General features: G+C 67.9%; 24 protein-coding genes, 1 pseudogene and 1 riboswitch. Of the genes and pseudogenes, 17 read left to right on the top strand and 8 right to left on the bottom strand.

Annotation, left to right across the window (positions count from 1 at the left end):
- Positions 1-7 precede the first annotated feature (7 nt).
- The 3 genes and pseudogenes from OU996_RS00350 (at position 8) to OU996_RS00340 (ending at position 3,415) form a co-directional block, all read left to right on the top strand.
- Positions 8-1,447, top strand: coding sequence for an aldehyde dehydrogenase family protein (locus OU996_RS00350; protein ID WP_267583706.1), 1,440 nt, complete (start codon positions 8-10; stop codon positions 1,445-1,447).
- A 14-nt stretch (positions 1,448-1,461) separates the two neighbouring features.
- Positions 1,462-2,436 carry a D-erythronate dehydrogenase gene (denD, locus tag OU996_RS00345; RefSeq protein WP_267583705.1) on the top strand — a complete coding sequence of 325 codons (975 nt, stop codon included), beginning with the start codon at positions 1,462-1,464 and terminating at the stop codon, positions 2,434-2,436.
- Between the two features lie 56 nt (positions 2,437-2,492).
- Positions 2,493-3,415, top strand: a pseudogene (locus OU996_RS00340) (dihydrodipicolinate synthase family protein).
- 74 nt (positions 3,416-3,489) lie between these two features.
- Here OU996_RS00340 and OU996_RS00335 read toward each other — a convergent pair.
- The gene (locus OU996_RS00335) at positions 3,490-3,879 is read right to left on the bottom strand and encodes a hypothetical protein (RefSeq protein WP_267583704.1); all 390 of its coding nucleotides are present in this window, start codon (positions 3,877-3,879) and stop codon (positions 3,490-3,492) included.
- Positions 3,880-4,075: 196 nt separating this feature from the next.
- On the opposite strand from OU996_RS00335, the gene OU996_RS00330 reads away from it, so the two are divergent.
- From OU996_RS00330 to OU996_RS00300, 7 genes are all read left to right on the top strand, one after another.
- Positions 4,076-4,285, top strand: coding sequence for a hypothetical protein (locus OU996_RS00330; protein WP_267583703.1), 210 nt, complete (start codon positions 4,076-4,078; stop codon positions 4,283-4,285).
- Between the two features lie 244 nt (positions 4,286-4,529).
- Complete coding sequence (locus tag OU996_RS00325; protein ID WP_267583702.1) at positions 4,530-4,673, top strand: hypothetical protein; 144 nt, start codon at positions 4,530-4,532, stop codon at positions 4,671-4,673.
- Between the two features lie 167 nt (positions 4,674-4,840).
- Positions 4,841-6,043: a pyridoxal phosphate-dependent aminotransferase gene (locus OU996_RS00320; protein WP_267583701.1), complete on the top strand. Its 1,203-nt coding sequence runs from the start codon at positions 4,841-4,843 to the stop codon at positions 6,041-6,043.
- An 84-nt stretch (positions 6,044-6,127) separates the two neighbouring features.
- Positions 6,128-7,285, top strand: a complete 1,158-nt coding sequence (locus OU996_RS00315) for a two-component system sensor histidine kinase NtrB (protein ID WP_267583700.1) — start codon at positions 6,128-6,130, stop codon at positions 7,283-7,285.
- 11 nt (positions 7,286-7,296) lie between these two features.
- Complete coding sequence (locus OU996_RS00310) at positions 7,297-7,914, top strand: response regulator transcription factor (RefSeq protein ID WP_267583699.1); 618 nt, start codon at positions 7,297-7,299, stop codon at positions 7,912-7,914.
- 37 nt (positions 7,915-7,951) lie between these two features.
- Complete coding sequence (locus tag OU996_RS00305) at positions 7,952-8,356, top strand: response regulator (RefSeq protein WP_267583697.1); 405 nt, start codon at positions 7,952-7,954, stop codon at positions 8,354-8,356.
- Between the two features lie 172 nt (positions 8,357-8,528).
- On the top strand, positions 8,529-9,170 hold the full coding sequence (locus OU996_RS00300; RefSeq protein WP_267583696.1) for a Crp/Fnr family transcriptional regulator: 642 nt from the start codon (positions 8,529-8,531) through the stop codon (positions 9,168-9,170).
- Positions 9,171-9,276: 106 nt separating this feature from the next.
- Here OU996_RS00300 and hemN read toward each other — a convergent pair whose 3' ends face one another.
- Positions 9,277-10,593, bottom strand: coding sequence for an oxygen-independent coproporphyrinogen III oxidase (gene hemN, locus OU996_RS00295; protein WP_267583695.1), 1,317 nt, complete (start codon positions 10,591-10,593; stop codon positions 9,277-9,279).
- A gap of 108 nt (positions 10,594-10,701) precedes the next feature.
- Between hemN and OU996_RS00290 the strand changes: the two genes are divergently transcribed.
- Positions 10,702-11,829 carry an AbrB family transcriptional regulator gene (locus OU996_RS00290; RefSeq protein ID WP_267583694.1) on the top strand — a complete coding sequence of 376 codons (1,128 nt, stop codon included), beginning with the start codon at positions 10,702-10,704 and terminating at the stop codon, positions 11,827-11,829.
- Positions 11,830-11,907: 78 nt separating this feature from the next.
- Here OU996_RS00290 and hemA read toward each other — a convergent pair whose 3' ends face one another.
- The 5 genes from hemA to upp all read right to left on the bottom strand — a co-directional run bounded on the left by hemA (position 11,908) and on the right by upp (position 16,952).
- A complete protein-coding gene (hemA, locus tag OU996_RS00285; RefSeq protein ID WP_267583693.1) occupies positions 11,908-13,149 on the bottom strand; it encodes a 5-aminolevulinate synthase in 1,242 nt (413 codons plus the stop codon).
- 134 nt (positions 13,150-13,283) lie between these two features.
- Positions 13,284-13,796, bottom strand: a complete 513-nt coding sequence (locus OU996_RS00280; protein WP_267583691.1) for a hypothetical protein — start codon at positions 13,794-13,796, stop codon at positions 13,284-13,286.
- A 151-nt stretch (positions 13,797-13,947) separates the two neighbouring features.
- A complete protein-coding gene (locus tag OU996_RS00275) occupies positions 13,948-15,168 on the bottom strand; it encodes an agmatinase family protein (protein ID WP_267583689.1) in 1,221 nt (406 codons plus the stop codon).
- 127 nt (positions 15,169-15,295) lie between these two features.
- A riboswitch (guanidine-I (ykkC/yxkD leader) is annotated at positions 15,296-15,428 on the bottom strand.
- Between the two features lie 68 nt (positions 15,429-15,496).
- Positions 15,497-16,099, bottom strand: coding sequence for a HupE/UreJ family protein (locus tag OU996_RS00270; RefSeq protein WP_267583688.1), 603 nt, complete (start codon positions 16,097-16,099; stop codon positions 15,497-15,499).
- A 175-nt stretch (positions 16,100-16,274) separates the two neighbouring features.
- Positions 16,275-16,952: a uracil phosphoribosyltransferase gene (gene upp, locus OU996_RS00265; RefSeq protein ID WP_420712664.1), complete on the bottom strand. Its 678-nt coding sequence runs from the start codon at positions 16,950-16,952 to the stop codon at positions 16,275-16,277.
- Between the two features lie 232 nt (positions 16,953-17,184).
- Here upp and OU996_RS00260 point away from each other — a divergent pair, with 232 nt between their 5' ends.
- Both OU996_RS00260 and OU996_RS00255 read left to right on the top strand, forming a co-directional pair.
- On the top strand, positions 17,185-18,453 hold the full coding sequence (locus OU996_RS00260) for a GTP cyclohydrolase II (RefSeq protein ID WP_267583686.1): 1,269 nt from the start codon (positions 17,185-17,187) through the stop codon (positions 18,451-18,453).
- Between the two features lie 279 nt (positions 18,454-18,732).
- Positions 18,733-19,962: a URC4/urg3 family protein gene (locus tag OU996_RS00255; RefSeq protein ID WP_267583685.1), complete on the top strand. Its 1,230-nt coding sequence runs from the start codon at positions 18,733-18,735 to the stop codon at positions 19,960-19,962.
- A 174-nt stretch (positions 19,963-20,136) separates the two neighbouring features.
- Here OU996_RS00255 and OU996_RS00250 read toward each other — a convergent pair whose 3' ends face one another.
- Entirely contained in the window at positions 20,137-21,108 is a 972-nt protein-coding gene (locus tag OU996_RS00250) for a Bug family tripartite tricarboxylate transporter substrate binding protein (protein WP_267583684.1), read from the bottom strand.
- A gap of 335 nt (positions 21,109-21,443) precedes the next feature.
- On the opposite strand from OU996_RS00250, the gene OU996_RS00245 reads away from it, so the two are divergent.
- From OU996_RS00245 to OU996_RS00230, 4 genes are all read left to right on the top strand, one after another.
- Entirely contained in the window at positions 21,444-22,538 is a 1,095-nt protein-coding gene (locus OU996_RS00245; RefSeq protein WP_267583682.1) for an ABC transporter ATP-binding protein, read from the top strand.
- A gap of 73 nt (positions 22,539-22,611) precedes the next feature.
- Positions 22,612-23,916 carry an ABC transporter substrate-binding protein gene (locus OU996_RS00240; protein WP_267583681.1) on the top strand — a complete coding sequence of 435 codons (1,305 nt, stop codon included), beginning with the start codon at positions 22,612-22,614 and terminating at the stop codon, positions 23,914-23,916.
- Positions 23,917-24,043: 127 nt separating this feature from the next.
- Positions 24,044-24,895, top strand: coding sequence for an ABC transporter permease (locus tag OU996_RS00235; protein WP_267583680.1), 852 nt, complete (start codon positions 24,044-24,046; stop codon positions 24,893-24,895).
- A gap of 159 nt (positions 24,896-25,054) precedes the next feature.
- The gene (locus tag OU996_RS00230; protein WP_267583679.1) at positions 25,055-25,885 is read left to right on the top strand and encodes an ABC transporter permease; all 831 of its coding nucleotides are present in this window, start codon (positions 25,055-25,057) and stop codon (positions 25,883-25,885) included.
- The last annotated feature ends 113 nt before the right edge of the window (positions 25,886-25,998 follow it).

Raw genomic sequence — 25,998 nt, 5'->3', positions numbered from 1 at the left:
ACTGACCATGAGCGCTGTGTTCCGCAATTTCATCGGCGGCGAATGGGTCGAGGGCTTTGAAGCCCTCGCCAATATCAACCCGTCCGACACTGGCGACGTGATCGGCCATTACGCCCGCACCGATGCCGCCGGACTCAACGCGGCGGTCGAGGCGGCCAAGGCGGCCTTCCCCGCCTGGTCGCGCAGCGTGCCCTATGCCCGGCACGAGATCCTCAAGAAGATCGCCGACGAGATTTTCGCCCGCAAGGACGAGCTCGGCCGGCTGCTGTCGCGCGAGGAAGGCAAGACGCTGGCCGAGGGCGTCGGTGAGGTCACGCGCGCCGGGCAGATCTTCTCCTTCTTCGCCGGCGAGTGCCTGCGCCTTGCCGGCGAGACGCTGGCCTCCGTCCGGCCCGGCGTCGGGGTGGAGGTGACGCGCGAGCCGCTCGGCATTATCGGCCTCATCACGCCATGGAACTTCCCCATCGCTATTCCCGCCTGGAAGATCGCCCCGGCGCTGGCCTATGGAAACTGCGTCGTCTTTAAGCCGGCCGAGCTGGTGCCGGGCTCGGCCTGGGCGCTTTCCGACATCATTTCCCGCGCCGGCGTGCCGGCGGGCGTGTTCAACCTCGTCATGGGCTCGGGCTCCAAGGTCGGGCAGGCCATGCTCGACCACCCGGACATCGCCGGCATCTCCTTTACCGGCTCGGTCGGCACCGGCCGACGCGTGGCGGCGGCGGGGGCGGCGCGCTTTGCCCGCGTCCAGCTTGAAATGGGCGGCAAGAACCCGCTGGTGGTGCTCGACGATGCCGAGCTCTCCGTGGCCGTCGATTGTGCGGTCAATGGCGCCTTCTTCTCCACCGGCCAGCGCTGCACGGCGTCGAGCCGGTTCATCGTCACCGACGCCATTCATGACCGCTTCATCGCCGCGCTCACCGAGCGCCTTGCCGCGCTGAAGGTGGACGACGCGCTCGACCCCACCACGCAGATCGGCCCGGTGGTCGATGAGAGCCAGCTCGCGCAGGATCTCGACTACATCGCCCTCGCCGCGAAGGAAGGCGGCCGCCTTGCCTTTGGCGGCGCCCGGCTCGAGCGCGCCAAGCCCGGCTTCTACCTCCAGCCGGCGCTGTTCACCGAGACGACGCCCGCCATGCGCATCAACCGCGAGGAAGTGTTCGGCCCGGTCGCCTCTGTCATCCGCGTCGGGAATTACGACGAGGCGCTGGCGGTGGCCAATGGCAGCGAGTTCGGCCTCTCGGCCGGCATCTGCACGACGAGCCTCAAGCACGCCACCCATTTCAAGCGCAACGTCGAGGCCGGCATGGTGATGGTGAACCTGCCCACCGCCGGCGTCGATTTCCACGTCCCGTTCGGCGGCCGCAAGGGCTCGTCCTATGGGCCGCGCGAGCAGGGCAGCTATGCCCGCGAATTCTACACCGTGGTGAAGACCGCCTACACGCTCGCCTGACCGGAGCCTGCCTCATGAAGATCCTCATTCTCGGCGCGGCCGGCATGATCGGCCGCAAGCTGCTCGGCCGCCTTGCCGGCAATCCCGTGCTGGGTGGCGAGGCGATCACCGGCGCGGTGCTGCATGATGTGGTGGAAGCGGTGCCGCCCGCCGGCCTGCCTTTCGCCACGCAAGTGCTCACCGGCGATTATGCGGCGCCGGGCGTGGCGGAACGGCTGATCGCCGCGCGGCCGGCGGTGATCTTCCACCTCGCCTCCATCGTCTCGGGCGAGGCGGAGGCGCGCTTCGAGGAGGGCTACCGCATCAATCTCGACGGCACGCGCGCGCTGTTCGAGGCGATCCGCGCGGTCGAGGGTTACACGCCGCGCGTGATCTACACCTCCTCGCTCGCCGTGTTCGGCACGCCCTTCCCGGCGGTGGTGGACGATGATTTCCTCACCGCGCCGGCCTCCTCCTATGGCGTGCAAAAGGTCATCGGTGAGCTCCTGCTGGCGGATTACTCCCGCAAGGGCTTTCTCGACGGCGTGGCGCTGCGCCTGCCGACCATCTGCGTGCGCCCCGGCAGGCCCAATGCGGCGCTGTCCGGCTTCATCTCCGGCATCATCCGCGAGCCGCTGAACGGCGTGGAGGCCGTGCTGCCGGTGGAGGAGAGCCTGCGTGTCTGGATCGCCTCGCCGCGCGCCGCGGTGGGCTATCTCTTGCACGCAGCCATGCTCGACACCGCCCCGCTCGGCGCCCGCCGCAGCCTCAACATGCCCGGCGTCTCCGTCACCATTGGCGAGCAGATCGAGGCGCTGCGCGCCCATGCTGGCGAGGCGGCGGTGCGACTGATCCGCCGCCAGCCCGACCCGGTGGTGGCGCGCGTGGTCGGCGGCTGGCCGCAGGCCTTCACGGCGGCGCGGGCGCTGGCGCTCGGCTTCACCGGGGATGACGGCTTCGCCGGCATTCTCGACGCCTATCTCACCGAGGATTTCCGCCCGGCCGCCTGAGGCCCGCCTTCCTCGTCCTCACCCTTTGATCCCGTTCTGCTCGCAAGGTGCCCACCATGCCCGCGTCTCCCCGCTATTCCGGTGTCTTCCCGGTCGCTCCCACGGTGTTCGATGCCGCGGGGCGGCTTGATCTGGAGGGCCAGAAGCGCGCCGTCGATTTCATGATCGACGCCGGCTCGCATGGGCTGTGCATCCTCGCCAATTTCTCCGAGCAGTTCGTGCTCACCGATGCCGAGCGCGACCAGGTGATGCGCACCGTGCTGGAGCATGTCGCCGGGCGCGTGCCGGTGATCGTCACCACGACGCATTTCTCCACCTTCGTCTGCGCCGAGCGGTCCCGCCGGGCGCAGGAGATGGGCGCGGCCATGGTCATGGTCATGCCGCCCTATCACGGCGCGACCTTCCGGGTGCCGGAGGCGCAGGTCTACGACTTCTACAAGGGCGTGTCGGACGCGATCGACATTCCGATCATGGTGCAGGACGCCCCCGTCGCCGGCACGCCGCTGTCGGTGCCGTTCCTCGCGAAGATGGCCGCCGAGATCGCGAACCTCGCTTATTTCAAGATCGAGGTGCCGCAGGCGGCGGGCAAGCTGCGGGCGCTGATCGAGGCGGGCGGGGCGGCGATCGAAGGCCCGTGGGATGGCGAGGAGGCGATCACGCTGATGGCCGATCTCGACGCCGGGGCGACCGGGGCGATGACCGGCGGCGGCTACCCCGACGGCATCCGCCAGATCATCGACCCCTATGTCGCCGGCAATCGCGAGGCGGCGGTCGACGCCTATATGCGCTGGCTGCCGCTGATCAATTACGAGAACCGGCAGGCGGGGCTGGCCGCCGCCAAGATCCTCATGCAGGCGGGCGGGGTGATCCGCCACGACACGCTGCGCGCGCCGCTCCCCCCGTCCACCCGGCGACCCGCGCGGGGCTCTTGGAGATCGCCGGCCGCCTCGACCCGCTCGTGCTGCGCTGGGGGAAGTGATGAGCGAGATCAGACCGCACAGACTGGCCTCATTGGCCTGATCGTCCACCTCACTGCACTGACCAGCCACGCTCTCAATAGAAGGGCGGGCCCCAGGGAGCATAGTCAAAGGCGGCCTGCTGGTTCAGCATCGCCGCCATTTCCTGCTCGCTGGCCAGCCGCTGCTGAAGAGCAAGCTGCTGATAGGCCGAGTAATTGTCCATGGTTCCATAATACAGGCAGCCGCAGATCGTCGGATCGGGATAGACGAAGACCGGCTGGCCGTTCTTGTTCAGCACGGAAAACTTGTTCGGCGGCAGCTTCTTCAGCGAGGCGATGCGGGCCGGGGTGTCGGCCGGGCGCAGCTGGAAGCCGGCGGCGGCGAGCAGATTGTCCTTGTTCTGGACCTCCGCCTTCTGCGTCGACGCACACCCGGCCACCGCGAGGCCGAGCAGGGCGATGGCGGCAAGTGATTGACGTTTCACGCGATTATCCTCCAGCGGCGGTTTGCTATCCACCATGCTAGGCGCGGGCGCGGACCGTGTCGATCCGCGACGGAGGTGTCATGATACGGTTTTGCCGATTATGGTTACGCCCGCCCCGGCACACGATCGCGCGACAGGCGCGGAAAGTGTCCACTAGCCGACACTCGGCGCGCGCCGTCCATGTTAACCTTTCGAGATGACACAGAACACGGAGCTAAGGGCTCGGGCACTCTGCACCGTCGACCTTCTGGCGGTGGAGCGGCGCCCCCCCGACCTATCGGCGGCGGTGGAGCGTTACTGGCCTGTTGTTGCTCGCGAAATCGAAGCGGGCATCAGCGACGCCGGCCTCCCGCCGCCGGAGGATATGGAGCGGCGCGCCGAAGAATACCGCCGCTTGATCGGCTGACGCCCGGGCAAGGCGCGGGAACGCCTTTACCTCCCGACAGGCGCCTCGGCATGCGCAAGACTTGCCTGAAGCTTGCGGCCCCGCCGACTGAGGCCTTGTTCTGCCCACAATGACGCACTACATCATGCCGGTCGACTGATCGACACGCGCGGCTCCTTTCGGTGATGCCGCTGCTTTTTCTGACAATTCCGAGAGAAACGCCGAGCACGCGCCCGTTGGGCCCCGCGCCGGCATTAGGATTCACGTGACCACCACCACTCCGCGCGGCGCCCTGCGTCGCCCCACCTTTGCCGCTTCCCAGCCCCGCTCGCCGGAAGACTGGAAGCCCGAGCCCTGCCTGCTCACGCGTGAGCAGCTCCGGGCCATCATCATCGAACAGCTCGGCTGACGCGACGGGTGGCGGGCGCCTGTCGCGCCCCCGCCCCACGCTCTCACTGATCGCGCGCAGGAATGCGCGCATCACGCCTTTTCATGGCTCCAGGCGGGCCTCTCCATGGGCGCGGCCAGGCGGATACGCTATCCTGCCTTCCCCGCTTCGCGTTCCATGAGCCTCCCATGCCGGCCTCCGCCTCGCCCTTCCGCCCCGCTCCCTCCCTGCTCGACCATATCCGCCCGCAGGCCCTCGCCTTGCCGGAGAGCGGCATTGTCGAGGTGATGAACTATGGGCGTCGCCGCGAGGGCCTCATCCCGCTCTGGGCGGGTGAGGGCGATTTGCCGACCCCCTCCTTCATCAGCGAAGCCGCGACGCGCGCGCTGGCGGCGGGCGAGACCTTCTACACCTGGCAGCGCGGGATCCCCGAACTGCGCGCCGCCATCGCCGCCTATATGACGCGGGTCTATGGCGTGCCGGAGGATCTCGAGCGCTATCATGTGACCGGTTCGGGCATGCAGGCGATCCAGATCGCGCTGGCGCTAACCCTCTCGGCCGGCGAGGAAATCCTCATTCCGTCGCCCTCCTGGCCGAATGCCGCCGCCGCCGCCGAAGTGATCGGCGCCCGTCCGATCGCGGTGCCGCTGTCCTTCGATCCCGCGCGCGGTTTCTGGCTCGACCTCGACCAGCTCGAGGACGCGATCACTCCGCGTACGCGCGTCATCTTCATCAATTCCCCGGCCAACCCGACCGGCTTCGTCGCCCCGACCGAGACGCTGCGCGGCGTGCTCGACATCGCCCGCCGTCACGGGCTGTGGATCATCGCCGACGAGATCTATGGCCGCTTCTATTTCGAGGAAGGCGGGCTTGCCCCGTCCTTCCATGAGGTGATGGACCCCGAAGACCGCATCCTCTTCGTGCAGACCTTCTCGAAGAACTGGGCGATGACCGGCTGGCGCCTCGGCTGGATCGAGGCGCATCCCTCGCTCGGGCAGGTGCTGGAGAACCTCATCCAGTACTCTACGTCCGGCGTCGCCGCCTTCATGCAGCGCGCCGGCGTGACCGCGCTGGAACGTGGCGAGAGCTTCCTGACCCATCAGATCGAGCGGGCGCGGCGCGGTCGCGATATCGTCGCGCAGGGCCTTTCGACCTCCAACCGGGTGCGCTTCGCCAGCCCGCCCGGCGCCTTCTACATGTTCTTCGCTGTGGATGGCGAGGACGACACACGGCGCCTCGCTCTGCGTCTGGTGGACGAGGCCGGCATCGGTCTCGCGCCGGGCACCGCCTTCGGTCCGGGCGGCGAGGCCTATCTGCGCATGTGCTTCGCGCGCGGCGAGGCGCAGATCACCGAGGCGACCGACCGGCTGGTGACGTGGCTGAAGACGTAACATCGCGCCGAAAACGCGACCGTGCGTTGTAAGAAGTTGAAAGAACAGGTTGCCCCCGGCTGGCGGCGATAGCAGACTGACCCCATGCGTGATTTCAGTTCGTCGCCCGCCCAGCGCGATCTGCCGACGGTTTCCGATGCGCGTCTGGCGTCCGTGCTCGATACGGCGGCCGACGGTATTATCGTGATTGATGATCGCGCGCGCATCCTCGTCTTCAACAAGGCATGCGAGCAGATGTTCGGCATCGCGGCCGCCGATGCGGTCGGGCAGAACGTGAAGTTGGTGATGCCGACCGAATATGCGGCCGATCACGACCAGTATGTCGCCAGCTACATCAGCACCGGTGTGAAGAAGATCATTGGCATCGGCCGCGAGGTGCGCGGCCGACATGCCGACGGTACGGTGTTCCCGCTGGAGCTCTCCGTCGGCGAGGCGGCGACCCCGGACGGGCGGCAGTTCATCGGCATCCTGCGCGATCTGCGCCCGCGCAAGGAAAGCGAGCAGCGTCTCGCCGATTTGCAGAGCGAGCTGGTGCATCTCGCCCGCGTCTCCGCCATTGACGAGATGGGCGCGGCCATCGCCCATGAGCTCAACCAGCCGCTGACGGCGCTGATGCTCTATCTGCAGGCCATCCGCCGGGCCCATTCCAAGGGTGTCGACATCAACAGGATGGTCGGCGACATCCTCGACAAGGCGGCGGGCGAGGCCGAGCGCGCCGGCCACATCATCCAGCGCATGCGGCAATTCGTCGAGAAGCGCGATCCCGAGCGGCATCTGCGCAACCTCGATCCGCTGGTCGACGAGGCGATCGACCTCACCTTGCTCGGCCAGACCCATCGCGTGCGCATCATCCGCGAGACCTCCGGCAACCTGCCGGAGGTGTCGGTGGATCCGGTGCAGATCCAGCAGATCGTGGTCAATCTCGTCCGCAACGGCATCGAGGCCGCCGCCCTGACGCGCGAGCCGGCGCTGCGCGTCAGCACGCGGGTGCTGGACGGAGCGGTGCGGATCGAGGTGCAGGACAACGGCTCCGGCATCGCGCCCGAGGCACTTCCCAAGCTCTTCGAGGCCTTTGCCAGTTCAAAACGTCGCGGCATGGGGCTCGGGCTTGCGATTTCACGGACGATCGCCCAGAACCACGGTGGAGACCTGATGGTCGACCCCGGTGGCAACGGCAAGGGGGCATGCTTCGCCCTGGTGCTGCCGGTAGCCCGGCCCGCGGCGCCAGCCGAGGTCGGATAAAGGGGAACGAGATGGCACAGATGGGTGAAGTCTTCATCGTGGACGATGATTCGGCCGTCCGCGATGCGCTGTCGCTCGTGCTCAGCCTTGAGGGCTATCATGTGCGCGGCTTCTCCGATGGTGCGGCCTTCCTCTCCGTCGCCCGCACCCATGTTCCCTCCTGCGTCGTGCTCGACGTCCACATGCCCGGCCGTTCCGGCCTCGACATTCTGAAGGAGCTGGAGGCGGATCGTTACCCGGCGCCGATCTTCATCATTTCCGGTCAGGGCGATATTCCGATGGCGGTGGACGCGATCCGCCATGGGGCGCTCGACTTCATCGAGAAGCCGTTCGATGCGGATACCGTGGTCGAGCGCGTGCGCGACGCCATTGACGCGCATCAGCGCCGCACCTCCACCGAGCCCGCGGACCTGCTCTCCGCGCATTTCCCCGGCCATGACCTGCTGACCCCGCGCGAGCGCGAGGTGCTCGTGCAGATCGCCTCCGGCGCGTCGAACAAGGAGGCCGGCCGCGTGCTCGGCATCTCGCCGCGCACCATCGAGGTGCACCGCGCGCGCATCATGGAGAAGCTGGGCGCCAAGAACGCCGCCGATCTCGTGCGCATCGTGCTGAAGGACATGCGCGCCTAGCATCAGGTAATATACGGCCATCTACGCATCCCTACGAATGGCTAAACGGGGTGGACTTCCGCACCTTTGGGGGCAAATTGCGGGAGAACGCCCTGTGCGAGTTCATGTTGTTGAGGATGATGCGGGCGTGAGCGATTCGCTCGGTCTGATCCTCGCCAACCTCGGCTACGAGGTGGTCTCATACCCCGATGCGGAAAGCCTGTTCCGGGCCTCGCCCCCGGCGGGAAGCGACACGGTGATTGTCGATCTCAGCCTGCCCGGCATCTCCGGCGGACAGGCCGTGCGCTGGTTGCAGAAGCTGGCGGAGCCGCCGAGCGTGGTGGTCATCAGCGGCCAGTCGCAAAGCGCCATCGACCACCAGCTGCGCGGCCTGAAGCCCGTGGGCGTGGTCCGCAAGCCGCTCAATGTCGAAAGTCTAGCCCTCGCCATTCCCGCCCATTGAGCCTTGAAGCTGTCAACCAGAGGTCGCGTCCGGCTGCCGGATCGCTTGCCCTTGTGCGCCGCGTTTTGCCCGCTGCGGGCCGCCCTTTAGGGAATGTCCTTACGCAGCCCACCGAACTGTGTGACGCTCCGACGCTCTCTAAGGTTGATCCAGATCAGCCGCGGAGGGCCAGATGCGCCAGATCATCGAAGAACGCACCGGTAGCTATTCGCGCCACGCCGCCGCGCCGGAGACGCATACCGGGCACCTGCGCGTCGCCCCGCATGTCACCGTGCTGCATGAGGGCGACACCGCCCGCCGCATCATGGAAGTGGTGGAAGGCGCGGTGATGCTCACCAAGCTGCTGCCGGACGGTCGCCGTCAGGTGGTTGAACTGCTCGGCCCTGGCGACGTGTTCGGCCTCGCGGCGTGCGATGTCTATGCCTGCTCGGCGGAGACGCTGACCGCCGCCGTCATCACCACCCATGACCGGGGCGCGCTGGAGCGTGACCCCACGCTCGCCGCCCGCCTGCTGCGGCGCTTCGAGGCGCAGCTCTGCGCCATGCACTCCCACGCGCTGGTGCTTGGGCGCATGTCGGCGCTGGAGCGCGTCGCCTTCTTCCTGCTGCGGCTGATGCCGGAGGGCGTCGTCGGTAGCACGCTGCACCTCTCCATGACACGACAGGAAATCGCTGACTTCCTCGGGCTGACGCTGGAAACCGTCAGCCGCGCCTTCTCCGAGCTGAAGCGCCGGGGTCTGGTGGCCCTGCTGCGAGCGGACGAGGTGCAGATCAATGATCGCGGCAGCATGCGCCGCCTCGCCGGCGCCGCCTGAGACCGGCGGCGCGCCTTCCTCCTCAAGCCGTCCTTCAAACTCAAAAGGCCCCGCCCCATCGGCGGGGCCTTTTTGCTGGATGGATGAGCGGACGTGTCGGGGGCGTTCAGACGGCGACCGAGTGCCGGGCGCCGGCCTGCAGCCGCGCGTCGAGGGCGGCGGCAGCGAGACGGACAAAAGGCCGGCCGAACGAGGTCATGGCGATGCGCTTTCCCTCGATCTCCAGCAGTCCGTCCGCCACCAGTGGGGCAAGGCGCGGGGCGGCCTCGGCCAGCGTATAGGCGTCGAGATCGACCGCGAGGTCGCACATCAGCCGCTCGATCAGCGCGCCGCGCTTCACATCATCCGGCGTGAAGGCGATGCCGCGCACGGTGGAGAACCGTCCGGCGTCGATGGCGCGGATATAGGAGGCGGAGTCCGGGGCGTTCTGGGTGAATCCCTGCGGCAGCCGGCTGATCGCCGAGGCGCCGAGGCCGATCAGCGCGTCGGCCGCGTCGACCGTGTAGCCTTGGAAGTTCCGATGCAACCGGCCCGCCGCCGCCGCGACCGCCATCGGGTCGTGCGGGCGCGCAAAATGGTCAAGCCCCACAGGCACATAGCCCGCCGCGACCAAAACGGCGCGCGCCGCTTCGGCCTGGTCGAGGCGGGTGGCGGCGCCGGGGAGGGCGGTCTGGTCGATGAGCTTTTGATTCGGCCGCACCCACGGCACATGGGCGTAGCCGAACAGCGCAAGGCGCTCGGGCGCGAGCAGCGTTGCGAGCTGGGCGGTGCGGCGCACATCGCGCTCGGTCTGGTGCGGCAGGCCGTACATCAGATCGAGATTGACCGCGCTAACACCCGCTTCGCGCACGAGTTTCACCGCCCGCTCGACTGTGCCGAAAGGCTGCACGCGGCCGATGGCGGACTGCACATGCACGCTGAAATCCTGCACGCCGAAGCTCACCCGGTCGACCCCGATGGCGCCCAGCGCGTCGGCGAGGGCCGCGTCGGTCTCGCGCGGATCGAGTTCGATGGCGTGTTCAATCAGGCCAGTGAGATCAAATTCATCGTTGATCCGGCCGAACAGACGCTTCAGCGCCTCCGGCCCGATCAGGCTCGGCGTGCCCCCGCCCCAGGCGATGTGAGTGACAGCCCGCCCGCCGGCCGCGGCGGCGACGAGGCCGATCTCGCGCTCCAGTCGCGCGGCATAGGCGGCGACCGGCGCCGGCCGGCGGGTCGCCTTGGTGGTGCAGCCGCAATAGTAGCAGAGCGAGTGGCAGAACGGGATGTGGAGATAGAGAGAGAGGGTCGCATCGTCCGGCAGCGCGGCGAGCCATTGCGCGTGCTCGCTCGCCCCTATGGCACCGGAAAAATGCGGCGCCGTGGGGTAGGAGGTGTAGCGCGGAACCGCGCGCTCGGCATGGAAGAGAGCTGAACTATGCATGATCAAGATTTGACCCCGCCGCCGGTTCGGCGCATTGATCCGGCGCAAATCCCCCGCCCGCTACGCATTCGCGCGTAGTCCTCCCGCGCGCCGTCCGTTCCGTTTCCGATGCCGTTTTCCCTCCCGTTCAAGCGTTCCCGTCCGTCCTCCCGCGATGTGCTGTGGTGGGGCCTCACCTTGCTCCTCGCCTTTGCCGGCGGGGCGCTGTTCGCCGGTGTCGGCATGCCCGCCGGCTGGCTGTCCGGCGCGCTGGTGGCGACGGCGGTGGCGGCACTGTTCGGGGCACCGGTGGGCGTGGAAAGCCATGTCCGCGTCGTCACCTATGTGCTGCTCGGCACCTCGATGGGCTCGGCCATCACCCCCGATACGCTCCACGGTCTCTCCACCTGGCCGGTGACGATGGTGGTGTTGCTGGTTTCCGTTCCGGTGATGATGCTGGCGGTGACGCTTTATCTGGAGAAGGTCGCCGGCTGGGACCGGCGCAGCGCCTTCTTCGGCGCCGCCCCCGGCGCGCTTTCCACCGTGCTGATCATGGCCGAAAGCTCGGGGGCGGATACGCGCCGCGTGGTGTTCAGCCAGTCGCTGCGGCTCTTCGTGCTGGTGGCGCTGCTGCCGGCGGCGCTGGGCGGGCTCGGCCATCAGCCGGCCGGCACGCTGCCGATCAACCCGGTAGTGCCGGACTGGACCAGCTTCTTCCTCTCCATCGGCGTCGGCGTGCTCGGCGCCTTCCTCGCGGAGAAGGCGCGCTTTCCCGGCGGCACCATGGTCGGGGCCATGATCGCCAGCGGCGTCGTCCACGGCGCCGGGCTGATCGAAGGCCGGCTGCCGGATCTCCTGCTGATCGTCAGCTTCGTCATTCTCGGCGCCAATTCGGGCAGCCGCTTCGCCGGCACCAAGGCGCAGACGCTGCGTCGCTTCTTCATCGACGCGCTGGGCGCGCTCGTCGTCGCCATCGCCATTTCGGTCGCCTTCTCGGCACTCGGCGCCTGGCTGTCTGGCGAGCCGCTGGCGAAGGTGCTGGTGGCCTATGTGCCCGGTGCGCTGGAGGCGATGACCATTATGGCCTTCGTGCTCGGGCTCGATCCGGCCTTTGTCGCCGCGCACCATCTCGCGCGCTTCGTCGGGCTGGCGCTGTTGATCCCGGTGATCGCCCGGCTGTTCTTCGGCCCGCCGGTGGCGCCGGTCGCCTCCGAGGATGAGGCGCCGCCGCTCGACGAGAGCGAGCCGAAGGACTGAGGGCGGCCGATCGTCGGCCGCGCCTGTCCCGTGACGGCCTATTCGGCCGGGTCTTTGTGCTAGAGGGGAAAAAGCGGCCTATTCGGCCGCTTGCGCCTGCGCGATGAAGGGCAGGCCGAGGCGGGTCCACACATCCACCAGCGCGCTCGCCAGATGCGCGACCAGCGCATCGTCATGGAACGGGCCGGGGGTGATGCGCAGCCGCTCCGTGCCGCGTGGCACGGTGGGGTAGTTGATCGGCTGGATGTAGATGCCGTGGTCTTCCAGCAGCATGTCGCTGGCGGCCTTGCAAGCGGTGGCGTCGCCCACCATCACCGGCACGATATGGGTTTCGGTCACCACTTGCGGCAGGCCGGCGCGGTCGAGCGCGCGCTTGACCTTGGCGACCTGCGCCTGCTGGCGGGCGCGTTCAGTGCCGGAATTCTTGAGGTGGCGCACCGAGGCCGCCGCCGCGGCGGCAACGGCCGGGGGCAGGGCGGTGGTGAAGATGAAGCCCGGCGCGTAGGAGCGCACGGCATCGACCACAGCGCGGCTAGCCGCGATATAGCCGCCGACCACGCCGAACGCCTTGCCCAGCGTGCCCTCGATCACGTCCACCCGGTGCATCACCCCGTCGCGCTCGGCGAGGCCGGCGCCGCGCGGGCCATACATTCCGACGGCATGGACCTCGTCGAGATAGGTCATCGCGCCATAGCGCTCGGCGAGGTCGCAGATCGCGCCGATGGGGGCGACGTCGCCATCCATCGAATAGACGCTCTCGAACACGATGAGCTTGGGCCGATCACCCGCCTCGCGCAGCAGCTCTTCGAGATGGGCGAGGTCGTTGTGGCGGAACACCTGCTTGTCGCGGCCCGCCTGGCGCACGCCCTCGATCATCGAATTGTGGTTCAGCGCATCCGACAGGATGAGGCAGTCGGGGATTAGCTTGGCGAGGGTGGAAATGCCGGTCTGGTTCGACACATAGCCGGAGGTGAAGACCAGCGCGCCGTCCTTGCCGTGCAGGTCGGCAAGTTCGGCTTCCAGCTCGACGATGGCGTGGCTGTTGCCGGAAATATTGCGCGTGCCGCCGGCGCCCGCGCCGGCCTGCCGGGCGGTGGCGCACATGGCCTCGACCACGCTCTCATGGCAGCCCATGCCGAGATAGTCGTTCGAGCACCAGATGATGATGTCGCGGGCGCCTTCCGGCGTGTGCCACACGGCATGGGGGAAGCGGGCGGTGTCGCGCTCGATCTCGGCGAAGGTGCGGTAGCGCCGCTCGGTCTTGAGCGTCTCGACGGCGTCCTGGAAGAAGCGTGCGTAGTCGGAAGGTGCGTAAACCATGGGCATCCACTCCGGCGCCCGCGCTCTGATCGCGGGCAACCTGTCGAGGGCACCATGAACTTTGGAGGCGTTCCGATCAACCCGCGAAACCACGGACGCGGCGATCGGGCGCGCTTGAGCGAAAGGCCGCCGCCTCACGTCTCCGCGAGCGCGCGCACCTGCGCCAGCGTCAGCGGCAGGGACGTGCGGCCGTCGAAATAGACGAAACGCAAGGTCTTTCGGCGGGAGGTCATGGCCGCCGGCAGCGGGTCATAACGGAAGGTTCCCCCGCCCAGATGCGGCATGACCGCGCCGACATCGGTGGTCTCGCTGGTCTCGACGCGCAGGAGGCTCACCCGCACGCCCTCCGCGGTCACCGCGTCGAACGGTACGCGGGCAAGGCGCAGGAAGCTCGTCGGGTCGCTCGCGCTGGCGAAGCTCTCGACGAAGGCCTTCTCCACCAGATCGAGATCGGGCTCGACATGGGCATGGTCGTCCGCCTCGGGCGGCTCGGGCAGATGCGGCGTCTGCCACTGCGCCGTGCGGCGCGGGCCATGGCCGTGATTATGCCCGGCGCTGTGGGCGTGGGCGTGCGCTTCGGCATGGGCGTGCCCATGGGAGTGACCTCCCGCGCCATGGTCGTGATGATGGTCGTGCCCGCGGTGCATGGCGGTGTCTCCCTGGACCTTGTCCCTGACTCCCTCTCCCCGGCGGGGAGAGGGGTGGGGTGAGGGGGCTTCACCGCGATCAACGTCGCAACCCCTCACCCGGCCGCTGCGCGGCCGACCTCTCCCCAACGGGGAGAGGTAATGCGGGAACTCAGAAACTCACCGGCTTGTCGATGATGTGCTTGTGGCTGCCGAGCTTGCCATGGGCGAGCATGGAGCCGAGCGCTTCCACCACCACGCGGGTGCCGAACAGGGCGGTGATGTCCGAGGTGTCGTAGGGCGGGGAGACCTCCACCACTTCGAGGCCGCACAGCCCCTCGGCGGCGACAAGGCCGAGGATCTTCAGCGCCTCGCGCGGCAGGAAGCCGCCGGGCTCCGGCCAGCCGGTGCCCGGCACGAAGCCGCAGTCGATGCTGTCCACGTCGAAGGAGATGTAGACCGCGTCGGCGTCCTTCCAGGCGAGTTCGAGGGCGATCTCGGCGGCCTTTTCCAGCCCGATCTTCTCGATATCGTCGATGGTCAGCACGTTCGTGCCGCGCTTGCGGGCCTCCTGCACGCCGTAGCGCGGAACCTGCCAGCCGCCAATGCCGAGCTGGACGAGGTTCTTCGGCGAGACATTGGGCAGGTTCGTCGCCCAGTACCAGGGCGTGGTGTGCATGCGCTCATCGAGATCCTTTTCCTGGATGTCGATGTGGCGGTCGAAATGGATGATGCCGATGCGCTTGGAGGTGCATTCGGCGATGCCGCGCACGCAGGGAAAGCCGATCGAGTGGTCGCCGCCGAGCATGATCGGCAGCGCGCCGGACGAGAAGACGTGGCTGACGCCCTTGGAGATCTGGTCGAAGCTCTTTTCGAGGTTCGCCGGAATGGTGAACACGTCGCCGACATCGCACAGCGTCATCTGCTCACGCAGGTCGACGCCAAGTTCATAGTTGTAGGGCGTGTAGAGCGCGGAGATGCGGCGGATACCCTGCGGCCCGAAGCGCGTGCCCGGTCGGTAGGTGGTGCCGGAATCGAAGGGAATGCCCATGACGGCGGCATCGTATTTGCCGACATCGCGGACATTCTCGACGTAAGGGGCCTTCATGAAGGTGTTGATGCCGGCGAAATGCGGCAGCTCGCCACGCGCGAAGGTCGGGATCGACTTGTCGTTGATCGATTCCGCGCCGGGCAGGCCCATGTCGAGGGCCCATTGCTGCTCGCGGCGCCAGCCATCCTCGGAGAGCTTCTCCTCGGATTCGAGAGCCTTCCAGCCCTGCGTCCCCCGGATCTCGAAATTGGGGTGGTGGCGGCGGTCGCGGTCCGGCGTGCCGGCAAGGCCGGCGATGCGGTGGGCGCGGGTGGGGTGGGCGCGGCTGGAATGGGAACGCATCAGGCGTCTCTCCTTGCGATCAGTCCTTCGGCACGACCGCACCCTATGGCGGCGCGGTCCATTCTGCGAGGAAGTCTCGGAAGAGGCCTGAACAGCGAAAGGCCTCCGCCGCGATCCCGTCGCGCGAGCCTCCCGGGCTTTTGTCCCGCCGTGGACCCGGCGCATGTGGTGGGACGTATCCCCCGCCGGGCTGTCCCTCTCGGACCAGCCACGCCAAAGATGCATGATCTTGCGGCGCCGGAACCCTAGGGACATTTTTCAGGATAGAGGGGCTCCCGGCGGACCGGAAGCCCGGATTCTGGTCAGCGACCGCTGAAAGTTTCGGCGCTCAGATCACGCCAGTCAGCAGGCCGACGCCGATCACCGCGACGCCCGCGCCGAGCGCCTGGGTGAGGCGCGGCGCGCGGGCCGAGCCGATGAGCGTGCCGAGGCCGATGCCGGCCATGTGCAAGAGGGCGGTGGCCAGCATGAAGCCGGCGGCATAGGCGAGGCCCGAGGCATCCGCCGGCATTTCCGCGCCATGGGCGTGGCCGTGGAAGATGGCGAACACGCCGACCACCGCCATGGCGGCGCCGAGCGGCCAGTTCTTCCAGCCGAGCGCCACCGCGCCGCCGAGCACGACGATGGAGAGGGTGATGCCGAGCTCGACGAAGGGCACATCAATGCCCGCCATACCGAGCGCGCCGCCCAGCGCCATCAGCGCGACGAAGGTGGCCGGTACCGCCCAGATCGCGCGCCCGCCGAGCTGCGCGGCGAAGATGCCGACCGCCATCATGGCGAGCACATGGTCGAGCCCGCCGACCGGGTGCATGAAGCCGTGCACCAGCCCGTCGGCCTGGCCATGGCCGGTGTGGGCGAAGGCGAGCGAGGGGGCGAGGGCGAGCGCGCCGGTGAGAGCGAGACGGGAGAATTTCGGGGCGAGGTTGGACATGACGTTCCCTGTTGCAAGGGCAGGCCGCCTTCGGGTCATCCCGGTGCGTACGTCTGCAAAGGCCGAATGAACACGCGGCAGGTTACGCGGTCGCGGCGCGCGTTCAACCCGCCGCGACCTGTGCTGCCGCTGTGTCCCATACAAGCTTCGTGCCGTTCCAGCCGGCGGCGGCGGCTTATTTGGTGCCGAAGATCCGGTCGCCGGCATCGCCGATGCCCGGCACGATATAGCCGTGGTCGTTGAGATGGCTGTCCACGGCGGCGGTGTAGACGGTGACGTCGGGGTGCGCCTCGTGCAGCGTCTTCAGGCCCTCGGGCGCGGCGATCAGGCAGACGAACTTGATCGACTGGCAGCCCGCCGCCTTCACCTCGGACACCGCTGCCGCCGCCGAATTGCCGGTCGCCAGCATCGGGTCGAGCACGATGGCGGTGCGCTCGGAAATGTCGCGCGGCAGCTTGAGATAATACTCGACCGCCGCCAGCGAGACCGGGTCGCGGTAAAGCCCGACATGGCCGACGCGTGCCGCCGGCAGGATTTCCAGCATCCCCTCGAGAATGCCGCCGCCGGCGCGCAGCACCGAGACGAGGCAGAGCTTCTTGCCCGCCACCACCGGCGCCATCATCTTTTCCAGCGGGGTCTCGATCTCCACCAACTCCAGCGGCATGTCGCGCGTCACCTCATAGGCGAGCAGCATGCTGATCTCGCGCAGCAGCAGGCGGAACTCGTTCGCCGGCGTGCGCGAGCGGCGCATCAGGGTGAGCTTGTGCTGGATGAGCGGGTGATCGACCACCACGGTGCTTGGCGGCAGCTCGCGGGTGGGGGAGGAGGGCGTAACCGGTGTGGGCGCGTTCATGGGCGGCGAACTCGTGTGCAAGGGGCGTGGCGGGTTCGGCGGACGCCGACAGGCCAGCCGCCAGCTTCCCACAGCGTAGCGGAAAGCGCGACGGTCGATACAAGAATCGGACCAGTTCGTCTGAAATTTTTTGCGCCGACCCCCGTCACCCCCTTGCGGAGCGGCGCGAATGGCGCTCACATTCAGTGCTTCCCGAGAGCCGGCGCCCGGCCGGACGAGAAGCGAGCTGCCCATGTCCGTCAATGCCAATGCAGGCGGTCGTCCCCGCAACCACATCGTTCTCACCTCGCATGGCGCGCCCACCGGTGTTGCCGCTGGCGGCCCCGTCCTGAACTGGGGCGCACCGACGCCAGCCGAGCGCGGTCCCGTCGTCGCCACCCTCACCGATCCCAAGCACCGCAACGCCATCGGCGCCCATGCCGGCGGCTATTCGGTGTACCGCGCGCTGGCCATCGCCGCCGGCGCGCTGCCGGCCGATTTCCGCGCCGACCTCACCAATACCTCCCCGTCCGACACGATCGGCCCGCACCCGCAATGGGGCGATGCCGGCAAGATCGTCTCGCTCGATCCATGGGGCCACCTCACCGGCGACGTCTTCGGCGCCGAACTGACTGCGGGCATGGATGTGCGCCCGAGCATCGCCATCACCCGCGCCCATATCGACATGCCGGAAATCCGCGACGCGCTGCGGGCGGGGCGTCTGCAGGTCGATGGCGACATCATCGGGCCGAAGGGCGATGTGCGCGTCACCAAGGCGGCGATCGAGCCGGTCTGGTATCTGCCGGGCATCGCCGAGCGGTTCGGCGTCGCGGAGGGCGCGCTGCGCCGCGCGCTGTTCGAGCACACCGGCGGCATGTTCCCGGAGCTGGTGACGCGTGGCGACCTCAAGGTGTTCCTGCCGCCCATCGGCGGCATGACGCTCTACATGTTCGGCGAGCCCTCGCGCATCGGCGACGGCGTGACCCCGCTCGCCTGCCGCGTGCATGACGAGTGCAACGGCTCGGATGTGTTCTCCTCGGACATCTGCACCTGCCGGCCCTATCTCGCCCATGGCATCGAGATGTGCGTGGAGATGGCGCAGAAGGGCGGCGTCGGCCTCGTGGTCTATAACCGCAAGGAAGGCCGCGCGCTCGGCGAGGTGACGAAGTTCCTCGTCTACAACGCCCGCAAGCGGCAGGAGGGCGGCGACCTGCCGGATACCTATTTCAAGCGCACCGAATGCGTCGCCGGCGTGCAGGACATGCGCTTCCAGGAACTGATGCCGGATGTGTTCCACTGGCTCGGCATCAACCGCATCGAGCGCTTCGCCTCGATGAGCGACATGAAGTTCAACGCGCTTCAGCGCGCGGGCATCGAGGTGATCGAGCGCGTGCCGATCCCCGCCGAGCTGATCCCGCCCGACGCCCGCGTCGAGATGGAGGCCAAGGTCTCCGCCGGTTATTACGGCGTCGGCTTCGAGAGCCAGTACGACGCCACCCAGGGCCGGGCGCTGGAGGAGTGAGCGGGCTCGCAGCGCGTCATCCGGGAGGGTTGTCATCCCGGCCATGGCGCAACCATGAGCCGGGATCGCTCCCGAGCTTTCCTGCGATCCCGGATCGGGGCGCTAGCCTGTCCGGGATGAGGGTTTTCTTTCCCGCGGCTCCCGAGTGGGCGAAAACCTCGTCTTTCCCTCATCCCCGGGCTGGACCCGGGGATCCATGGCCGGGAGCGCCCGGCCGTTTCGTCCCCTGGATGGTCGGGTCAAGCCGGCCATGAGGGATTGCCAGAAGAGACTGACAGCATGACCCCGCCCGAACTTCTCGCCCTGCGCTCCCCGGCCGCCGTGCGGGCGCGCTGCCATAGCGTGCTCGACCATGTGCTGGCCGGGCACTCGCCGCATTTCACCGTCGACGAGGGGGCGCTGGAGGTGGTCGCGGATTATGTGGCCGAGGTGACGCGCGCCGATTACCCGACGCTCGACATCCCCTATCACAGCCGCTGGCGGCATTTCGCGGCGGGCGGCGTCGACCGTTGGGCGGCGCTGGAGGCGGGGCTGGGCACCATCGAGCCGGCCGAGCGCGCCCGCATCATGATCGACCTCGCCATGGTCAGCGTGCTGCTCGACGCCGGCGCTGGGGACGCCTGGCGCTACCGCGAGGCGGAGACCGGGCTCACCATAACCCGTTCTGAAGGGCTGGCGGTGGCGAGCCTGCGCATGTTCGAGGCGGGCGGCTTTTCCTCCGATCCCGCGCAGAAGCTGCGGGTCGACGCGCCCGCCCTCATCGCGCTCGATGCCGGCACGCTCGGCGTTTATTTCCAGGTCACCGCCGACAACCCGCTGGTGGGACTGGAAGGGCGCGCGCTGCTGCTCAACCGGCTCGGCCGGGCGCTGGCGGCGCGTCCGGACCTGTTCCGCGCCGGCGCGCTGCGGCCCGGCGGGCTCTATGACGCGCTGGCGCCCACCGCCAGGGTCGGCCGGCTACCCGCCGCCGCCATCCTCGAAGCGCTGCTCGACGCCTTTTCGGTGATCTGGCCGGCTGGGCTGGAGGTGGACGGGCTGGCGCTCGGCGATGTCGGCCGGCACCCCGCGATCACCGTGCCCGACCGCTCGGCCGGGCTGGTGCCGTTCCACAAGCTCTCGCAATGGCTGACCTATTCGCTGCTGGAGCCGTTCGAGGCGGCGGGCCTCGCCATCACCGATCTCGATGCGCTGACCGGCCTGCCGGAATACCGCAACGGCGGGCTGCTGGTCGATCTCGGCGCCATCGTGCCGCGCGAGCCCATCGACCCCGCACAGAAACACGTGGTCACCTCCGAGATGATCGTGGAGTGGCGCGCGCTGACCGTCGCGCTGCTCGACCGGCTGGCGGACCCAGTGCGCGAGCGGCTGGGGCTGGAGGCGGCCGATTTCCCGCTCGCCAAGATGCTGCAGGGCGGAACCTGGACGGCCGGGCGCCGCATCGCCGCGCAGCGCCGCCCCCCGGCCGGCCCGCCCCCCATCGCGATCGATGCGGACGGGACGGTGTTCTGAGGGGGAGGGGCGCGTCGGTTCGGCCGCCGCCATCTCGGGGGCTCTCCAGCGTCATCCCGGACGGCCAACGGCCGATCCGGGATCGCGTGCCAGGCGGTTGGCGATCCCGGCTCTGCGCTACGCTTGGCCGGGATGACGGCCGCTTTTCAACCGTGCCTCAGTATTCAAGCGCCCTCAGTCGATCTGCGCGCCCGACTGCTTCACGATCGGCGCCCATTTGGCGATTTCCTTCTTCACATGCTCGCCGAGCTGCTCCGGCGTGGAGCCGACCGGCTTGGCGCTGAAATCGGCGAGGCGCGCCTGCACCTTGGGATCGGCCAGCGCCTTGTTGGCGGCGGCGTTCAGCGTGGCGATCACTTCCGGCGGCGTGCCGGCCGGGGCGAAGAGGGCGTTCCACGTATAGGTCTCATAGCCCGGCACCGCCTCGGCGATGGTCGGCACATCCGGGAAGGACGAGGCCTTCTCCGTCGTCGTCACGCCCAGCGCGCGCAGCTTGCCGCTCTTGATGTGCGAGGAGGAGGAGGGGAGGTTGTCGAACATGATCGGCACCTGGCCGGAGAGCACGTCGACGAGCGCCGGGCCGGCGCCCTGATAGGGGATGTGCTGCATGTCGACGCCGGCCATGCTCTTGAACAGCTCGCCCGACAGATGCAGCGGCGTGCCATTGCCCGAGGAGGCGTAGCTGTACTTGCCCGGCTCCTTCTTGAGCAGGACGATGAGTTCTTCCGTTGTCTTGGCCGGGAACTCCGGATTCACCACCAGCACGTTCGGCACCACGGCGAGCAGCGAGATCGGCGCGAAGCTCGTTACCGGGTCATAGGGCATCTTCTTGTAGATGGCCGGGTTCAGCGCATGGGTGGCGACCGTGCCCATGAGGATGGTGTAGCCGTCGGGCGCGGCCTTGGCGACCTGAGCGGCGCCGAGATTACCGCCCGCGCCGCCCTTGTTCTCGACGACCACCGGCTGGCCGAGCTCGGCGCTCATGCGCTCGGCGATGAGACGGCCGACGAGGTCGGTGGAGCCGCCGGCGGCGAAGGGCACGACGAGCGTGACGGGCCGGGTGGGGAAGGTCTGCGCGGTCGCGGGGGCGAGCGCGAGAAGGCTGGCCAAAGCGGTGGCCGCGGCGGCGGCGAGGGTGCGGATCATGGGCATGTCTCCCTTCGTGACGAGGATTGTCGGCGGTGAGCCGGGCGCGCATCTTGCTGTGGCGTTGCCGTAAGGGTGCGCCATTTGCCGCGCCCGCTCAATGCCGGCGCTGTCCGACAAAAGGCTAGAGCAGATTGGATACGATTCAATGCTGACTTGTATCCCGTTTAGGCACTGGCAGAATGCTCTGCCCAATTGCTGGGCGACGCGGGCGGGGCCTTTTCCCCTGAGGCGCGCGTGCGGCGCGACTTCCCGTGCTCGCGCTCGCCGGGCGTGCGTTGGCACACGGCTTGCGAGACGGGTGGCCTCATGATCGCGGAGGGCGTGTCGAGGGCATGACCAAGGGCGCCGATATCGAACTCATCAGCGTCACCAAGCGCTATGGCAGCGCGCTGGCGGTCGACCGTGTGTCGCTGAAAATCCCCGCCGGCACCTATTGCTGCCTGCTCGGGCCCTCCGGCTGCGGCAAGACCACGACGCTGCGCATGGTCGCCGGCCATGAGAGCATCAGCGAGGGCGATGTGCGGCTCGGTGAAGTCGTCGTCACCGACCTGCCGCCGGCCAAGCGCGGCACGGCGATGATGTTCCAGAGCTACGCGCTCTTCCCGCATCTCGATATCGTCGACAATGTCGCCTTCTCGCTGAAGATGAAGGGCATCGCCAAGGCCGTCCGCCGCGCCAAGGCGATGGAGATGCTCAAGCTGGTGCAGATGGACCATCTGGCCGAGCGGCGCCCGGCGCAGCTCTCGGGTGGCCAGCAGCAGCGCGTCGCGCTCGCCCGCGCGCTCATCACCGACCCGCAGGCGCTGCTGCTCGACGAGCCGCTCTCCGCGCTCGACCCGTTCCTCAAGATCAAGGTGCGGCAGGAGCTGAAGAAGCTCCAGCTTCAGCTCGGCATCTCCTTCATCCATGTCACCCACAGCCAGGAGGAGGCGATGGCGCTCTCCGACCTCGTGGTGGTGATGAATGGCGGGCGCATCGAGCAGGCCGCGACGCCGCGCGAAGTGTTCAACCGGCCGGCCACCGCTTTCGTCGCCCGCTTCATGGGCGACCATAATGTGCTCGCCGGCCGGGTGAGCCGCGTGGCCGATGGCTCCGCGACCTTCGAGGTGCCCGGCGGGGCGTCCTTCACCGTGCCGGACACGGACGGGCTGGAGGCGGGCGCGCCGGTGGAGATCGCCGTGCGCACCGACCGCATCCGCCTCGGCGAGGGCGCCGCGCCCGGCTGCGGCCTCACCGGCCTCGTGCAGAACATCGAATATCAAGGGCAGAAGGTGCAGGTGGCGCTCGCCGCCCCCGGCGTCGACGAGTTCGCCGTGCAGGTGCCCGAGACCGCCTTTTTCGCCGCTCCCCTGTCGATCGGGGACGCGGTGCCGCTCGCCTGGACCGCGCAGGACGTCCACCTGCTCAAGCCCTCGCCCTCCGCCTGACGCCTGATTTCCGCCTTCGCCTGACATCGGACCATTGACGGCGCACCCGCCGAACAACGCTCGGGAGACTTGAATGAGCAAGAAGACCACGGATCGTACCGGCGCGGGCAAGGGCCTCAGCCGCCGTCAGCTTCTCAAGGGCGCGGCGGCCACCGCGGGCGGTGTCGCCCTCGGCAGCGGCGCCGTCACCGGCTTCCCCACCATCTGGGCGCAGAACCCGATCACGCTGCGCCAGTTCGGCACCGGCGTGTCGAACCTCAACGCCATCGCCGAGAAGTGCAAGGCCGACCTCGGCATCACCCTGCAGATGACCGCGCTCGATTCCGACGCCGTGTCGCAGCGCGTGGTGACGCAGGCCAACAGCTTCGACATCGCCGACATCGAATACTGGATCTGCAAGAAGGTCTTCGCCGCCGGCACGCTGCAGCCGATGGATGTGAAGAAGATCAAGTATTACGACCAGATCGTGCCGATCTTCACCACAGGCAAGCTCACCCCGACCTCGACCATCGCGCAGGGCACGGCGCCCAGCACCGTCGGCTTCGTCGAGGGGCCGGAGTCCAAGACCTTCGCCAAGGCGCCGACCGAGTGGATGACCCTCATCCCCACCATCTACAACGCCGACACGCTGGGCATCCGCCCCGATCTCGTCGGTCGGCCGATCAAGAACTGGAAGGACATTCTCGACCCCGCCTTTAAGGGCAAGACCTCGATCCTGAACATCCCGTCCATCGGCATCATGGACGCGGCGATGATCTGCGAGAGCGCCGGCATCATCAAGTACGGCGACAAGGGCAACATGACCAAGGCGGAGATCGACACCACGATCGATTTCCTCATCAAGACCAAGAAGGCCGGTCAGTTCCGCGCCTTCTGGAAGACCTTCGACGAGAGCGTGAACCTCATGGCCTCGGGCGAGGTGGTCATCCAGTCCATGTGGTCGCCGGCGGTGGCGGCGGTGCGCTCGAAGGGCATTCCCTGCGTCTACCAGCCGCTGGAAGAAGGCTACCGCGCCTGGGGTGGTGGCCTCGGCATCGCCAAGCACCTCAAGGGCGCACAGCTCGACGCCGCCTATGAGTACATCAACTGGTATCTCTCCGGCTGGGTCGGCGCCTATCTCAACCGGCAGGGCTATTACTCCGCCGTGCTCTCCACCGCCGAGAAGAACATGACGCCGGACGAATGGGCGTTCTGGATGCTCGGCCAGCCGGCCAAGACCGACATCCTCTCGCCGGAAGGCAAGGTGATGTACACGGCCGGCGCGGTGCGCGACGGCGGCTCCTTCGAGCAGCGCATGGGCGCGGTCGCCTGCTGGAACTCGGTGATGGACGAGGACCGCTACATGGTCCGCCGCTGGAACGAGTTCATCGCGGCGTGAGGCGCGAACGCCGTCGCGACGTCATCCCCGGGCTTGGCCCGGGGATCCACGCCTTTCCGCCGGAAGCAGGCGTGGATGGCCGGGCCAAGCCCGGCCATGACGAACATTCTGGAAGTCGAGGCCCCGCATGACCCTCTCCCGGATCGCCCCCTATCTCCAGGCGACGCCGCTCACGGCGATCCTTGCGGCGTTCCTCGTGCTGCCCATCGCCACCATCGTGATGGTGAGCTTCTGGGACTACGACTCGATCCAGATCTTCCCGGCCTTCGTCTTCACCAATTACGAGGAATCGCTCACCTCGCCGGTGACGTGGAGCACCTATCTCAACACGCTGAAATACACCGTCATCGTCTGGGCGGTGACGCTGGTGATCGGCTTCTGGGTCGCCTACTACCTCGCCTTCCACATCCGCTCGGCGACGATGCAGATGGTGCTGTTCCTGGTCTGCACCATCCCGTTCCTCACCTCGAACATCATCCGCATGATCTCGTGGATTCCGTTCCTCGGGCGCAACGGGCTCTTGAACCAGACGCTGATGCATCTCGGCATCATCAACCAGCCGCTGGAGTTCCTGCTGTTCTCTGACTTCGCGGTGGTGCTCGCCATGGTGCATCTCTACACGCTGTTCATGGTGACGCCGATCTTCAACACGCTGATGCGCATCGACCGCGCGCTGATCGAGGCGGCGCGGGACGCGGGCGCCAACGGCCTGCAGATCCTCACCAATGTCATCATTCCGCTGGCCAAGCCCGGCATCGCCATCGGCTCGATCTTCGTGGTGACGCTGGTGATGGGCGACTTCATCACCGTCCGTTTCATGTCCGGCGGTCAATCGGCTTCGGTCGGGCTGATGATGGCGAACCAGATCGCGCTGCTGCAATACCCGGCGGCGGCGGCGAATGCGGTGATCCTGCTGGTGCTGGTGCTGCTGATGGTCGGCGCCATCCTGCGCATCGTCAACATCCGCAAGGAGCTGTGAGATGGCCGGTATGTGCATTCACCGCCGTCATCCCGGCCGGAGGCGAAGCCGGAGAGCCGGTATCGCTCCCGTCATCGGCCGCGCGATCCCGGATACGGCCTGTCGGCCATTCCGGGATGACGATGGGCGGACGGATAAAGCCGGCAGGGAGACGCAGCCATGAACTCCGAGCGTCGCGGCCCCGGCTTCTATGTGCTCACCGCCTTCTTCGTGCTGTTCGTGCTGTTCCTCTACGGCCCGATGACGACGATCTTCATCCTGTCCTTCCAGGGGCCGAATGGCGGGCTCACCTTCCCGATGAACGGGGTGTCGCTGCGCTGGTTCGAGAATCTGCTGTTCGAGCAGCAGGCGGTGGGCGATTTCGGCGGGGCCTTCGCGCGCTCGCTGATGCTGGGCGTGATGACCATGCTGACCACGGTGGTGGTCTCGCTGCTCGCGGGCCTCGCCTTCCGCCGGCGCTTCCTCGGCTCCGGCCCACTGTTCTACCTCACCATCGCCAGTCTGATCGTGCCCTCGATCCTGATCTCGCTCGGCATCGGCCTCGCCTTCAACGTGTTTGGGCTGGAGACCGCCTGGTACTCGTCCGGCTTCGGCGCGCACCTCACCTGGACGCTACCCTTCGGCCTGCTCATCATGTTCGCGGTCTTCAACCGCTTCAACCCGGCCTATGAGGAGGCCGCGCGCGACCTCGGCGCCACCCCGTGGCAGACCTTCGCCCATGTCGTGCTGCCGATCATCCTGCCGAGCCTCGTCGGTGTCGGCCTGTTCGGCTTCACTTTGTCCTATGACGAGTTCGCCCGCTCGCTGATGACGGCCGGCACCTTCAACACGCTGCCGCTGGAAATCTACGGCATGACCACCAATGTCACGACGCCCGTGCTCTACGCGCTCGGCACGGTGACGACGGTGTTCTCCATGGCGGTGATCCTGATCGCGCTTGCCGTCATCGCCGTGCTGCGCAAGCGCCGGGCGCGCCGTCTCGCCGGCTGAGCCAGGCGTGCCCGCCATGCGTCGGTAGGGAACCGGATGGTTCCCTGTCCTGTTGGTGTCCAAAATAAGCTGCGGACGGCGCGCGCCGATCCAGACGGCTGGACCCCTGGGAG

The sequence above is a fragment of the Ancylobacter sp. SL191 genome, from assembly GCF_026625645.1.
Classification (GTDB): Bacteria; Pseudomonadota; Alphaproteobacteria; order Rhizobiales; family Xanthobacteraceae; genus Ancylobacter.
Note: the sequence above shows the minus strand (reverse complement) of the source record. Positions and strands in the feature narration are given on the sequence as shown.

Coding starts and splice junctions, on each gene's coding strand:
- OU996_RS00290 (WP_267583694.1), top strand. CDS start 10,702: ATGCCGTTTTCCCTCCCGTTCAAGCGTTCCCGTCCGTCCTCCCGCGAT.
- OU996_RS00330 (WP_267583703.1), top strand. CDS start 4,076: ATGACACAGAACACGGAGCTAAGGGCTCGGGCACTCTGCACCGTCGAC.
- OU996_RS00230 (WP_267583679.1), top strand. CDS start 25,055: ATGAACTCCGAGCGTCGCGGCCCCGGCTTCTATGTGCTCACCGCCTTC.
- OU996_RS00235 (WP_267583680.1), top strand. CDS start 24,044: ATGACCCTCTCCCGGATCGCCCCCTATCTCCAGGCGACGCCGCTCACG.
- OU996_RS00310 (WP_267583699.1), top strand. CDS start 7,297: ATGGCACAGATGGGTGAAGTCTTCATCGTGGACGATGATTCGGCCGTC.
- upp (WP_420712664.1), bottom strand. CDS start 16,952: ATGAACGCGCCCACACCGGTTACGCCCTCCTCCCCCACCCGCGAGCTG.
- OU996_RS00320 (WP_267583701.1), top strand. CDS start 4,841: ATGCCGGCCTCCGCCTCGCCCTTCCGCCCCGCTCCCTCCCTGCTCGAC.
- hemN (WP_267583695.1), bottom strand. CDS start 10,593: ATGCATAGTTCAGCTCTCTTCCATGCCGAGCGCGCGGTTCCGCGCTAC.
- OU996_RS00260 (WP_267583686.1), top strand. CDS start 17,185: ATGTCCGTCAATGCCAATGCAGGCGGTCGTCCCCGCAACCACATCGTT.
- OU996_RS00270 (WP_267583688.1), bottom strand. CDS start 16,099: ATGTCCAACCTCGCCCCGAAATTCTCCCGTCTCGCTCTCACCGGCGCG.
- OU996_RS00255 (WP_267583685.1), top strand. CDS start 18,733: ATGACCCCGCCCGAACTTCTCGCCCTGCGCTCCCCGGCCGCCGTGCGG.
- OU996_RS00315 (WP_267583700.1), top strand. CDS start 6,128: ATGCGTGATTTCAGTTCGTCGCCCGCCCAGCGCGATCTGCCGACGGTT.
- OU996_RS00275 (WP_267583689.1), bottom strand. CDS start 15,168: ATGCGTTCCCATTCCAGCCGCGCCCACCCCACCCGCGCCCACCGCATC.
- OU996_RS00350 (WP_267583706.1), top strand. CDS start 8: ATGAGCGCTGTGTTCCGCAATTTCATCGGCGGCGAATGGGTCGAGGGC.
- OU996_RS00300 (WP_267583696.1), top strand. CDS start 8,529: ATGCGCCAGATCATCGAAGAACGCACCGGTAGCTATTCGCGCCACGCC.
- OU996_RS00250 (WP_267583684.1), bottom strand. CDS start 21,108: ATGATCCGCACCCTCGCCGCCGCCGCGGCCACCGCTTTGGCCAGCCTT.
- OU996_RS00280 (WP_267583691.1), bottom strand. CDS start 13,796: ATGCACCGCGGGCACGACCATCATCACGACCATGGCGCGGGAGGTCAC.
- denD (WP_267583705.1), top strand. CDS start 1,462: ATGAAGATCCTCATTCTCGGCGCGGCCGGCATGATCGGCCGCAAGCTG.
- hemA (WP_267583693.1), bottom strand. CDS start 13,149: ATGGTTTACGCACCTTCCGACTACGCACGCTTCTTCCAGGACGCCGTC.
- OU996_RS00245 (WP_267583682.1), top strand. CDS start 21,444: ATGACCAAGGGCGCCGATATCGAACTCATCAGCGTCACCAAGCGCTAT.
- OU996_RS00305 (WP_267583697.1), top strand. CDS start 7,952: ATGGCTAAACGGGGTGGACTTCCGCACCTTTGGGGGCAAATTGCGGGA.
- OU996_RS00240 (WP_267583681.1), top strand. CDS start 22,612: ATGAGCAAGAAGACCACGGATCGTACCGGCGCGGGCAAGGGCCTCAGC.